Source organism: Rhodospirillales bacterium (genome assembly GCA_016872535.1).
GTDB lineage: Bacteria > Pseudomonadota > Alphaproteobacteria > Rhodospirillales > 2-12-FULL-67-15 > 2-12-FULL-67-15.
In genome coordinates, this window is sequence record VGZQ01000030.1 from 23,405 (window position 1) to 34,947 (window position 11,543).

The window sequence follows — 11,543 nt, forward strand, 5'->3', positions numbered from 1 at the left end:
TGTGGCTTCGAAAAAAGTTATTTGGATCGAAGCGCTGACTTTCTCTGCCATGCGGCGGCTTTCTTTCGCTGCGGCGCCGCGAGCTTCGGTTTAGGGCCAACACTCCGCGCACCGCGTAATGCAGCCTCAAATCGCCGCTGCACTTCTTCTGGACTGCATAGTTCGTCTTCCTTTTTCTTCATATAACGGCCTCGGATCAACTTGAATGGACCCGTAAGTGGGCATACGCGAAGTGAATCGCTAAAAAATATCACTTCGGAGCCCTCGCGTGTATCCCGCGCACTATAGCCAAGGCTATATGTCAATCTCTGGCAGCCCTTGTACATCTCGCGAATCGCGTGCGCGTTGTCATACGACACGATCCACCGCTGCCGAACGAGTTTGCCAAGAACAAACTCCGAAACATCCGCGTGGTCTTTGTGCTGATAGAAGTCGTAGTAAAGATTCCGGCCCTGTATGTAATAGGGGGGATCAAGATAGATCAATGTCTTTGCTGGCCAATCAGCAACTTTCGCCTTCAAGAACTTCAGCGCATCCATCCTGGTGAGATTGATGCGCCGCTTCATCTTCGCGATTGATTCAATCCTGTAGACCAATTCCGTTCGATTAAACCGAGCGTTAATTCCCCACTCGCCCGTTTGTCTCCGACCACCAATGACGCCTCCGTTCAAGATGCCAGATCGATTCGTCCTATTGAGAAAGAACGTCGCAAATCCAAGCTCAAGATTATCGTGGTCGCGCTGATGTCCAAAAATGCGCTTTTGCTTGTCCCAGGATTTTAGCGTGAGAGGTATGTCTCGGATCAGTTTACAGAGCTCATCTGTTTTGTTGAGGACGCTATGCCAAAATGCATAAACCGGCCGGCTAAGATCGTTTATATGAATACGCGAAACGTAATCATGAAACAGGAGTTCGAGACCAATTGCGGCACCACCTGCATATGCTTCGACGTATTCGCCATCTAAAAGGTCGTTTTCCTTGATGAGTTCTTTGACGTACCCCGCGAGCTTACCTTTGCCTCCGGGATATCGGAGGGGCGTGTAGTGGATGAGTCGGCGCGGCTGCGATGGCTCGGTTCGCGTCATGGGTGCCAAATGTGTTCGAAAAAAAGTTGCGCATTGTCCCAAGCAACTTTGAGTTCGCGTTCCTGCGGCGAATAGAAGCGGTTGTGAACATAGTTATGTAAGGTGCCCGTAAATAGTGGGCTATGTTTGTCGTTGATCCCCTTGCTAACGCCATCGAGATTCTTTTTCGGCACACCCTTTTTCACCATCTCGGCGATAGCCTCGCTGACTTTTTGCCGAAGATTCTTGTCCTGCTGGCGCCTACCCATCGTCACCGTGAGTGGAATCCCTGCCGCAGTAAGATGATGATCCACCGACTGTTCGAGGAAAACGCGAAACAGGACAGAAATCGAGTGCGGGTATTCCGAAAGAAGCAGCGTACGCAATTCTTTTGTGATCTCCGCGATCTTGGCGTTCGTGACCGTGAGATAGCAGTCGCGCGGGATCAGTGTCTTGCGAACCGGAGCAGGCTTAGGTCTCGGCTTCGGCTTTGGCACCGGTTTAAAGTCGCGCTCACCCAATTCATCAACCGGCTTCATTTTGCCGGTTCTCTTGGCGAGATTAGGCAAGTCTTTGCCTAATTTGGTGACATATGCCACCATTTGCTCCTTGCTCTTTAGCTGGCTGACGTTCACCGCTTCGGTGGCAAGCTCAAGGACGACACGGCGTAGCGGTTTGATCACTTCGGCTGCGGACAAATCGGTTTTCAATTTCGAATCGGCAATATCGACGCCAAACTTGGCGCGCACTGCGGGCGTCGATAGAAGTCGATCCAGGGTCGAGATCGGAAACCAGGACTCAATTGCACCCTTTTCTTCGTCACTCAGCGAACCATACGTGGTCACGAGGTCGAGCGCCTGAAGGGCCGGATCGCGACCACGGAACCGCGCGGTCGCCATACCGCCCCAATTCACAATCCCACTACCCTGATTCTCTCCGGTGTGGCGCTGCGTGAGCCACGTGGCGGCATCAGCGCGATCATCGATCTCGAAACAATCTATCGGTTCAATACTCTTAACGGCGAATTGCTTCGCCAAATCTTCAAGACGCTTCTTGACCGGAGCACGCACTTCAAGGTCATTCATCAGGGCCGGGTTGTGAAGCAATCGAATCGTCGCGAGACGGCGATTGCCCTCCAGGACGATGTACTTCCCGCGCTCGTCAGCTGATTTCAGAACGAGCCAGCGATCCATAGGATTGAGGCCGTCTGTCACGATGCTTTCCGCGAGGACGACTAGCTTCACATCCTGATCTTCGATGATCTTCTGGAGCGCTTCGCGCTGGCTGCTCGCCTTGCTGATCCGTGGGTTTTGCAGATCAAGCAATAACTCATCGATGTCCAGCGGCTTACTCGCCATTGACCTCCTCCCTCGGTTGCTGGCGGCAACTTTACCGGGCGCCCCGGATTGGGTAAAGGAGGGCGGTCCTACGGACGTACTATGGCGATCCGGAACGGCACACAGGTGGGGCATGTGGTGTCATCCGGATAAATATGAAATTTATCTTTTCCCTTCCCCATGCCCCTCTCCCCCCTCTCCGTGCCCATGCCGGTGGTGCAGGTCCGGGTAATGGGCGTGGCGGTGGACCAGCCGTTCGTGCCGGTGGCGGTGGCTGTGGGGCTCGCTCGGCGGCGCGCCGGGGTCGTGCGCGTGGCGGTGATGCTCGTCGTGCGTATGGCGGTGCTCGTGCTCCATCGCTTCGTGGACGTGTTCGTGCTCGTGGCGCTCGGCGAGGTGGAAATAAAGGCCGAGCGCCATCAGCGCGCCCGCCGCGAGCAGCTTGAGCGTGAGCGGCTCGTCGAGGATCACCAGCGCCAGCACGGCGCCGACGAAGGGCGCGAGCGAGAAATAGGCGCTCGCCCGCGCGACGCCGAGATGGCGCAACGCCGCCACGAACAGCGCGACGCTGATCCCGTAGCCGAACAGGCCGACCAGGCCGGCTTCCAGCCACGTTTCGACCGGCGGCGGTTCCACCTGCCGCCAGCCCCAGGCGAGCGCGAAATTGACGCCGCCCGCCGCCAGCCCCTTGATCATGGCGATCTGCACCGGATCGGCCGCCGACAGTTTCCGTGTCAGGTTGTTGTCGATGCCCCAGGCAAGGCAGGCCCCGGCGACCAACAAAGCGCCGAGATCAAGGGCGACGCCATCGCCCTCCCACACCAGCAGCGCCGCGCCCGCGAGAATGGCGAGCGCGCCCAAGAGCAGGCGCCGGTCGACGTTTTCGCGGAACACCAGCCAGGCGATCGCCATGGTGGCGAGGCCTTCGAGATTGAGCAACAGCGCCGCGCCGGAAGCCCCCATGCGGGCGAGGCCGAACATCAACAGCAGCGGCCCCGCCATCCCGCCGAACAGGATGACGGCCGCGAGCCACGGCAGATCGGCCATGCGTAGCGGTGCCTCGGGCGCGGGATCGCCGAGCACCCGCGCCCAGCGCCGGACGGTCCACAAGCCGATCCCGGCGCCGAGGTACAGCATCGCCGCCAGCAGCCACGGATCCATGTCGCCAAGCAGGCGCTTGGCGAACGGCGTGCTCGCCCCGAACAGGGCGGCGGAGGCGAGCGCGAGCGGAACGCCCGGCCACCACAAATGCCGGGGCGGGGTCATCGGATCTCGGTCGGCGGCGTTCATCACATCACTGCGAAGCCTTCGCGCCGGGCGGCCCGCGCTAGGCGTTCGTCGAGAACGACGAAGCCGAAGCCGCGTGGCTCGAATTCCGAAGCCGTCAGGGCCGCCGCGAGCTGCAGGGAATCCGCCGCCTGCAGGTCATGGGTGCGGACCAAGCGCCGGGCAAGATCGCGCAATGGGCGTGAAGGGTTCACTTCCACCCAGGCGCGCTCCAGGGCGGCGAGCCGCGCGAGCGCCTCGTTCGCCCGATCGGAATCCATATGCCCTTCTCGCTCGCGCCGCGCCAGCGCCGAGGCGCACTCGACCGCGCTGCCCCACCACGCGACCATCGCCCCGTCGGATGCAAGCAGCTTCAGAAGGCGCGCGCGGGATGGCTCGCGCACCAAGAGCGGTATGATCGCCGACGAATCCCAGAATTTCATGACCGCGCCGTCAGCGGCCTTGGGCGCGCTCGTCGAGCAGCGCCTTGAGCACCCCACGGCGCGCACGCGGCGGCGGCGCGCGCAGTGCCTTCAACGGCAGCGCCGCCGCGGGCCGCGCGATCAACCCAGCGGCTTCAAGCCGGGCCAATCGTTCGCGCGTCGATCGTTCGCGCGGGCGGTCGTGCGGCCCTATCCGCTCGATGCGGGCGATCGGCCGCTTGCGGTCGAGCACCAGCACAGTGTCGCCGGCGCGCACCTTGCGCAAGTAAGCGCTCAACTTGTTCTTCAGCTCAGCTATGGTGGCCTTTTGCATATGGCTATTATAGCTATGTCATGACGGAGCGGCAAGCGGCTCCGACCTTTGATCAAGGCGCGCGCGCCGCCGCTTGCGCCTGGAACACCGCATCCATCATGGCCGCCTTGCGATCGAGGTTGAGCGGCTCGACCCGCGCCAGCATTTCGACGACGCGGTCGCGGGTCGCGAGCCAGCGGCCGGGATCGCCGACGGCGAAGCCGTCGAGGCGTCGGCACAGAATGTCGGTTGCGATGCGGAACGCGGCCTCGGCGCCGGATTTGGCCACCTTGTCGCCGAAACGGTGCAGCGCGATCCCGTCGAGATCGGGCAGCGCGTCCAACAGGCCGCCCAGTTCCCGCTGCAAGGCAAGCCCGTCCTCGGAGGCGAGTTCGAGCGCGCGACCGGGGCTGCCCTGGGCGAGACGGGCCAGTTCGAGCGCTTCGTCCCGGCCGAGCGACGGCGCCAGCCCGCCGATCACCCGGGCGGCGTCGGCCTCGGCGAGCGCGCGCAAGGAAAGCCGCCGGCAGCGCGAACGGATGGTCGGCAAGAGCGCGCCCGGATTGTGACTCACCAGCAGCAGCAAAGCGCGCGCGGGCGGTTCCTCCAGCACCTTCAGGATGGCATTGGCGGCGTTGCGGTTCATGTCGTCGGCGCTGTCGACCACCACCACCCGCCAGCCGCCTTCGGCCGGGGTCAGCGCCAGGAACGCGCCGACGCCGCGCACGTCCTCGACCACGATTTCGGTGCGGCGCGCGCCTTTCTTGTCGTCGAACGCGGGCTCGACGGCGAGAAAATCGGCGTGCCCGCCGGCGGCGACGCGGCGAAACACCGGATCGGCGGGATCGAGATAAAGCCCTTCTCCCGTCGGTTTGGTTGCGGTGGCGCCGAATAAGGACGGTTCCGCCATTGCCGGAAGCTTGCCTTGGGAAAGAACGTAGCGCGCGAAGCGATAGGCGAGCGTCGCCTTGCCGACGCCGCGCGGGCCGGCGATCAACCAGGCGTGCGCAAGCCGGCCGCGCGCAAACGCCTCTTTCAACAGCGCCTCGGCCGCGCCGTGCCCGACCAGGTCGGGATTGGCGCGGGGCGGCGGGATCGAATCGCTGTCGGAAGAGCCCATTGTGTCATTCCCGCGCAAGCGGGAATCCAGGTTTCGCCAAAGATGGACCCCGGGTCGCGCCGCGATGCGGCTTGCCCGGGGTGACGATTTCGATTGAACGAATCATGATTTACCCCTTCCCCAGCAGCCGGGTTTCGACCGCCCGCCAGACGTCGGCGGCCACGGCCTCCGCGTCGCGGTTCGCGTCCACCACCACACAGCGCGCGGACTCGGCGCGCGCGATCTCGAGAAACCCTTGCCGCATCCGCTCGTGAAAGCCGCCGTCCATGCGCTCGTAGCGGTTTTCATGGCTATTCCCGTAACGCACACCGACCCGGCCGAGGCCGACGTCCACCGGAATGTCGAAGATCACCGTCAGATCGGGCGCGAAGTCGCCGAGCAGCAACCGGTGCAGGCTCGCGATCGCCTCGCGCCCCAGGCGATGGCCGTAGCCCTGGTAGGCCATGGTCGAATCGGCGAACCGATCGGAGATCACCCAACGCCCCTGGCCAAGCGCCGGCCGAATGGTGCGTTCCAGATGATCGAGCCGGGCGGCGTAATGAAGAAGTGCTTCGGTCGTCGGCGTCCAGCGGCCGGGATCGCCCTGGACCAGCAGCGCGCGGATCGCCTCGGCGCCCGGCGAGCCGCCCGGCTCGCGCGTCGTCACCGGATCGATGCCGCAGGCGCGGAGCCGTTCGGCGAGGCACGCGACCTGCGTCGACTTGCCCGCGCCCTCGCCGCCTTCGAAGGTGATGAGTTTGCCGGGCGTCATCGGCGGCATGGGGCGCTTAGCCCGTTTCGCCCCACACGATGTGGCGGAACGCCGCCTTGAGCCGGCCGACCAGGCCGAGGCGTTCGACCGCTTCCCCCGCCGCCAGGGGAATTTCGAGCGGCTGGCGGTCGGGCAGCGCGACGGTCAGGGTGGCGAGCCGCTGGCCCTTGACGATCGGCGCCGGGATCGGCCCGTCGTAGGAGACTTTCACCTTCATGTCGCGGCGTTGGGCGCGCGGCAGCGTCAGGGTCACGTTCTCGCCAATCACCAGCGGCACCTTGGCCTTCTCGCCGAGCCAGACTTCGGCGTCGGCGACCTGTTCGCCCGCCTTGAACAGAGCGTAGTTGTTGAATTCGCGGAAGCCCCATTCGAGCAGGCGTTCGGATTCGCGCGAGCGTTCGTTCATCGACTTCATGCCGGTGACCACCAGAATCAGGCGGCGATCGCCGCGCGTCGCCGACGCGGTCAGGCTGTAGCCCGATTCCTCGGTGTGGCCGGTCTTGACGCCGTCGACGCCGATGTCCTTGTAGAGCAGCGGATTGCGGTTGCCCTGCTTGATGCCGTTGTAGGCGAACTCGCGTTCGGCGTAGACCTTGTAGTGCTCGGGAAAATCGCGGATCAGGCGCGCCGACAGAACCGCCAGGTCGCGCGCGGTCATGTAATGGTCCGGGTCCGGCCAGCCGGTGGTGTTGGTGAATTGCGATCCCTTGAGCCCGAGTTCGCGGCCGAGCGCGGTCATTTCGTCGGCGAAGGCGCGCTCGTTGCGCGCGAGGCCTTCGGCCAGCACGATGCAGGCGTCGTTGCCCGACTGCACCACCACGCTGCGCAGCAGATCGGCGACCTTCACCCGCTCGCCGGGATTGAGAAACATGGTCGAGCCGCCGCTTTTGGCCCCGCCCTTGCGCCAGGCGTTTTCGGAAACCGGCAGCGCGTCATCGAGTGCGATACGGTTCTCGGCGAGGCGCTTGTAGACCAGGTAGGCGGTCATGATCTTGCTCATGGACGCGGGCGGAATGCGCTTGTCGGCGTCCTTTTCGAACAACACCTGGCCGGTGGCGAAATCCATCAGAATCGCCTCGCGCGCCACGGTTTCGAACGCGCGCGCGGGCGGTGTCGTTGCCAGGGCGACGACGACGAGCGCGGCCAGAGCGGCGGCGCGATGCGGCCGGAAAATCATGATCCGAACCTTGGCAAAGGCGCGCGCGTTCGGCAAGGGGACAAAGGCGGCATCCCGATCGGGTTGCGTTCCGCGTCAGTCGACGACGATGCGCGCTTCCGGATAGCCGGAGCGAATCACCTTGTCGAGATAACGGTCGGCCTCCTCGACCGAGGCGATCGGGCCGATGCGGACGCGGAACAAGTCCTTGCCGTTGACCAGGATCGGGCTGACCGCGACCGGCCCGACGCCGGCGAGCTTGGCGCTGGTCTTGTGCGCGTTTTCGAAATGGCCGAAGGCGCCGGCCTGGATGAATATCTTGGTCACGCGGGCGGCCCCCTGGGTCAAGACCCCGACCTGAACCGCGGCCGCCTTGCGTGGCGCGGACGTTTCGGCCGGCGGCGCGTCGGTCACGGTGCGCGACGCGGTCGGTTGCAGGGCAGCCGACTGCGACGCGGGCGCGATCCGCGCGCCCGGCGGCGCAGGCCGCCAATTGGAAGAATCCGGCGCGGAATGAGCCGCCGGGTCTTTCGATTCTGGCGCGATCCGCGCGCCGGGTGGCGGCGCCAGTTCTTCTTTCGCCACCCCGGCCTTGGGCAGTTGCGCGACGGTCAGCGTCCCGTCCTTGACGTCGGCTGGCCTGGGCAGGGCGCGGGCGTTGACCACCGCCCCGCGCGCGATCATTTGTTCGGCGATCTCGCGGCTTTCCTCGGCGAGAATTTGCACCCGCACCCGGCCGGTGCCCTTGCCCTCGAGGCCGAGCAGCTGGGCGCTGCGGCGCGACAAGTCGATGATCCGGCCGGCGACGAAGGGGCCGCGATCGTTGATCCGCACGATCAGGCTGCGGCCGTTTTCCAGATTGGTGACGCGCGCCAGGCTCGGCATCGGCAGCGTCTTGTGCGCCGCCGTGACCTCGTTCATGTCGTAGGTTTCGCCGTTGGCGGTGAGCTTGCCGTGGAAGTCGGCGCCATACCACGACGCGATGCCGGTTTCGTCGTAGGTGTAATCGACCGCCGGCGTGTACCAGACGCCGTTCACCTGGTAGGGCTCGCCCACCTTGTAGACGCCGCCCGGCGGGCCGTCGCGCAGTTTCTTCGCCGTGTGCAGCAAGAAATTGGTCTCGGCGCAGGCGGAAAGCGCGAGCGCGAGAGTCAGCAACGTCAAAAAGCGCGGCAAGGCCCAGGGGTGCACGGGCGGAATCCTATCGCGTCGGCGAACGGCCGAGAATTGGAGGAAAACACCTAAGAAATGCTTACCGGAACGAATAAGCCGCCTCAGCCGTCGCCGATGCGGTCGGCGAGCGAGCCGACGGCGATGGCGAAGAAGGTCGAGCGGTTCCACTTCAGGATCGTGCGGTAGTTGTCGTAGACCAGGAACGCGGGCCCCTTGGTCCCTTCGGCCAGGATCACGGACGCCTTGAGCGGCCGCGCCGGCAACGGGCTGCCGTCGGCGCGCGTGACCCCGAGCGCGCTCCATTCGGCGAGCGTTTTGACCACCCCGGTGCCGATCAGGCGCGCGTCGAACCCCTCGGGCAGGCGCGCCGGGCGGCCCCAGGTTTCGTCCCCTTTCCAGCCCGAGCGCTTGAGGTAGTTGGCGGCCGACGCGAACACGTCGGACCGGCTGTTCCACAGATCGATGCGCCCGTCGCCGTCGTGGTCGACGGCGAAGGAGCGGAACGACGACGGCATGAACTGGGTCTGGCCCATGGCGCCCGCCCACGAGCCGATCATGCGCTCGGGCGTGACGTGGCCCGCGTCGAGAATCTCGAGGGCATGGATCAGCTCCTTGCGGAAGTAGGCGGAGCGGCGGCCGTCGTAAGCGAGCGTGGCGAGCGCGGCGACCACGGGAAAGCCGCCGGTCTGCCGGCCGAAGTCGGTTTCCACCCCCCAGAACGCCACCAGGAAGCGCGCCTGTACGCCGTACTTGGCGGCGATGGCCTGGAGCAGTTCGCGGTTTTCGCCGAGGCGCTGGCGGCCCTTTTCGATCCGCGCCGGCGGCACCACGCGCGCCATGTATTCCTGGAACGTCAGGGTGAATTCCGGCTGGCGGCGATCGAGTTCGATCACGCGCGGTATCGGCTCGATTCCGGCGAGCGCGCGATCCAAGGTGGCGTCGCGTATGCCGACCGCGCGCGCATCCGCGCGCAAGCCGTTAAGCCATTCGGCGAACGGCGGGCGCGCGGGATCCGCGGCCGCGGGCGATGCCGCCAGCGCCAGCGCGAAAACCCCAAACCACGCCCACAACCACATCCGCCGTTTTTTCATTTCGATTCCGCGACGATTGAATCAACTCGCGCTGTTTGTGCCACAGGCGCGCCGCCGCGGCAACGCCGGGCGCATGCCCTACGGCGCGGGTGCCGGCAACAGTGCATCGGTGCGGCCGGTCAGCCAATAGACGGCAAGGCCGGTCCACTCGTGCAGCGCGAGATGCAGGCTGGAAAAGCCGCTCAAGAATTCGAATCCCCAAGTCATCGGCGGATTCGGTTCGTACATGTAATCGACCGGATAGGGAATCACGGTCCAGCCCGCCCGGCGAAAGGCGCCGACCGCGCGCGGCATGTGGAACGCGGACGTGATCAGCACCCAGCTTTCGCCCGCGGCGGGCCGGAGCAGGTCGCGGGTGAGCGTCGCGTTCTCGTGGGTGTTGCGCGAGCGGCCCTCGAACACGACGCGGGCCGGATCGAGCCCGAACCAGGCGAGATGGGGCCGGAGCGCCTCGGCCTCGGTCGCGTCCTGGCGGCCGAGCACGCCGGAGCCGCCGCTGAACACCAGCTTGGCGTCGGGATAGCGCCGCCCGAATTCGGCGAACGCGAGCAGCCGCTCGACCGCGCCGCCGAGCGCGAGCTGGCCGCGCGCGCGGGTGACGAAGGGATCGATCATCCCGCCCAGCACCACGACGCCGTCCACCCTGGCCGGCAACCGGTCGGGCACGGGAAAGCGGTCTTCGAGGACCAGCAGCGCCGTGCGTCCCGCCGGAACCGTGGCGACCAACACGCCGAACAGGAGCGCCAGCGTCGCCAGGGCGCGCCCTATCCGCCGCGCGCCGACCCACAGCAGGACGACGCCCGCGAGCAGAACGAGAAAAAAAAGATTGCCGGGATTGGAGAGAAAGGCGCCCGCGGTCTTGGACAACTCGAAGAACATCAGGGCGAGAGATTAAACGCCGGAACCGGAACGGCGAAGCCTTTCCGCAAACAAAAAAACCGGCCTCGCCGGTTTCGCTCCTCGATCGCATCGGGTCGCGACGGCGGCGGTCAGGCGTTCAGATCCACGGCGGCTCCACGGCTCGCCTGGGGAGCGGCGTCGACTTGGGCTGCGGGTGCGGGGGCGGCAGCGGGAGCGGATCCGTCGCTGATCGATACTTGCACGGCATCCTCGCGAGATGTGCGCTCGGACTCGTGCGCACGCGCGCGCTCAGCCGCGCGTTCGCGTTCAACCGATTCGCGAATCTGCTCCTGATACTTCTTCGCTTGCTCAACCGCAGCCTGCGCCGCGACGATGGCGAGAGTATTCGGAACCTTCGTTTCCGTATGACCAGTGTTTTCTAACACCGATATCTCCTGCACGCTTCTGTGCCGAGTACACTCCTAGCGAGCGGATAGTACACCAAAACTGTCCGCGTCTACAAGCCAAATTCATTGTTTATTGGGGATATTTCCGTCCTTGGGGAGGCGCCCAACCGGGTAAATGCGCTTTTTTGTTAACCTATTGATATTAAAAGGGTTACTACCTATGAGTGTCATTCCGACAATATTAGGGTTTGCTAACGAATATTACCGTGAGCCGAGCCCCCTCTCCGGGCCGCCCCCATACCAGCCCAGAGTCGCGGCACCCCCGCGCGCGCCCCGCGTTGCCGACCGGCGACAAGGCGTGCTACGCCGCGCGCCCAGACGAATTTGGGTAGTGCCTCAGCTTCACGGCCTCACCCTTCGACAAGCTCAGGGAGAGGCGGATATTCAAGGCCTCATGCCGAGCCTGTCGAAGCATGAGGACCGAATCGAGGCACTACCCGAATTTGGCAATACGGATGGGTGGCCGAGCGGTTTAAGGCACCGGTCTTGAAAACCGGAAGACCCGCAAGGGTCTCGTGGGTTCGAATCCCACCCCATCCTCCA

Annotated in this window: 12 protein-coding genes and 1 tRNA gene; 1 reads left to right on the forward strand and 12 read right to left on the reverse strand. The window is 64.6% G+C overall.

Annotation, left to right across the window (positions count from 1 at the left end):
- Positions 1-17 precede the first annotated feature (17 nt).
- The 12 genes from FJ311_07815 to FJ311_07870 form a co-directional block, all read right to left on the reverse strand.
- Positions 18-1,085, reverse strand: coding sequence for a DNA adenine methylase (locus tag FJ311_07815; protein ID MBM3951345.1), 1,068 nt, complete (start codon positions 1,083-1,085; stop codon positions 18-20).
- Entirely contained in the window at positions 1,082-2,422 is a 1,341-nt protein-coding gene (locus FJ311_07820) for a hypothetical protein (GenBank protein ID MBM3951346.1), read from the reverse strand. The genes FJ311_07815 and FJ311_07820 overlap by 4 nt, the downstream gene beginning before the upstream one ends.
- Positions 2,423-2,563: 141 nt before the next feature.
- Entirely contained in the window at positions 2,564-3,649 is a 1,086-nt protein-coding gene (locus FJ311_07825; protein MBM3951347.1) for a DMT family transporter, read from the reverse strand.
- Between the two features lie 41 nt (positions 3,650-3,690).
- Positions 3,691-4,110, reverse strand: coding sequence for a type II toxin-antitoxin system VapC family toxin (locus tag FJ311_07830; protein ID MBM3951348.1), 420 nt, complete (start codon positions 4,108-4,110; stop codon positions 3,691-3,693).
- A gap of 10 nt (positions 4,111-4,120) precedes the next feature.
- The gene (locus tag FJ311_07835) at positions 4,121-4,423 is read right to left on the reverse strand and encodes a type II toxin-antitoxin system prevent-host-death family antitoxin (protein ID MBM3951349.1); all 303 of its coding nucleotides are present in this window, start codon (positions 4,421-4,423) and stop codon (positions 4,121-4,123) included.
- Between the two features lie 52 nt (positions 4,424-4,475).
- Positions 4,476-5,522, reverse strand: a complete 1,047-nt coding sequence (locus tag FJ311_07840) for a DNA polymerase III subunit delta' (GenBank protein ID MBM3951350.1) — start codon at positions 5,520-5,522, stop codon at positions 4,476-4,478.
- A gap of 109 nt (positions 5,523-5,631) precedes the next feature.
- Positions 5,632-6,273, reverse strand: a complete 642-nt coding sequence (locus FJ311_07845) for a dTMP kinase (GenBank protein ID MBM3951351.1) — start codon at positions 6,271-6,273, stop codon at positions 5,632-5,634.
- 16 nt (positions 6,274-6,289) lie between these two features.
- Entirely contained in the window at positions 6,290-7,450 is a 1,161-nt protein-coding gene (locus FJ311_07850) for a D-alanyl-D-alanine carboxypeptidase (protein MBM3951352.1), read from the reverse strand.
- A 75-nt stretch (positions 7,451-7,525) separates the two neighbouring features.
- A complete protein-coding gene (locus FJ311_07855) occupies positions 7,526-8,629 on the reverse strand; it encodes a septal ring lytic transglycosylase RlpA family protein (GenBank protein ID MBM3951353.1) in 1,104 nt (367 codons plus the stop codon).
- 74 nt (positions 8,630-8,703) lie between these two features.
- Positions 8,704-9,693, reverse strand: coding sequence for a lytic murein transglycosylase (locus FJ311_07860; GenBank protein ID MBM3951354.1), 990 nt, complete (start codon positions 9,691-9,693; stop codon positions 8,704-8,706).
- 78 nt (positions 9,694-9,771) lie between these two features.
- Entirely contained in the window at positions 9,772-10,572 is an 801-nt protein-coding gene (locus tag FJ311_07865) for a YdcF family protein (protein MBM3951355.1), read from the reverse strand.
- 110 nt (positions 10,573-10,682) lie between these two features.
- Positions 10,683-10,994: a hypothetical protein gene (locus FJ311_07870; protein MBM3951356.1), complete on the reverse strand. Its 312-nt coding sequence runs from the start codon at positions 10,992-10,994 to the stop codon at positions 10,683-10,685.
- Between the two features lie 459 nt (positions 10,995-11,453).
- On the opposite strand from FJ311_07870, the gene FJ311_07875 reads away from it, so the two are divergent.
- Positions 11,454-11,543, forward strand: a tRNA-Ser gene (locus FJ311_07875).

Bases quoted from the DNA above. Each gene is read 5' to 3' on its own strand.
- FJ311_07860 (MBM3951354.1), bottom strand. From the start codon at position 9,693: ATGAAAAAACGGCGGATGTGGTTGTGGGCGTGGTTTGGGGTTTTCGCG.
- FJ311_07820 (MBM3951346.1), bottom strand. From the start codon at position 2,422: ATGGCGAGTAAGCCGCTGGACATCGATGAGTTATTGCTTGATCTGCAA.
- FJ311_07845 (MBM3951351.1), bottom strand. From the start codon at position 6,273: ATGACGCCCGGCAAACTCATCACCTTCGAAGGCGGCGAGGGCGCGGGC.
- FJ311_07815 (MBM3951345.1), bottom strand. From the start codon at position 1,085: ATGACGCGAACCGAGCCATCGCAGCCGCGCCGACTCATCCACTACACG.
- FJ311_07850 (MBM3951352.1), bottom strand. From the start codon at position 7,450: ATGATTTTCCGGCCGCATCGCGCCGCCGCTCTGGCCGCGCTCGTCGTC.
- FJ311_07835 (MBM3951349.1), bottom strand. From the start codon at position 4,423: ATGCAAAAGGCCACCATAGCTGAGCTGAAGAACAAGTTGAGCGCTTAC.
- FJ311_07865 (MBM3951355.1), bottom strand. From the start codon at position 10,572: ATGTTCTTCGAGTTGTCCAAGACCGCGGGCGCCTTTCTCTCCAATCCC.
- FJ311_07840 (MBM3951350.1), bottom strand. From the start codon at position 5,522: ATGGGCTCTTCCGACAGCGATTCGATCCCGCCGCCCCGCGCCAATCCC.
- FJ311_07830 (MBM3951348.1), bottom strand. From the start codon at position 4,110: ATGAAATTCTGGGATTCGTCGGCGATCATACCGCTCTTGGTGCGCGAG.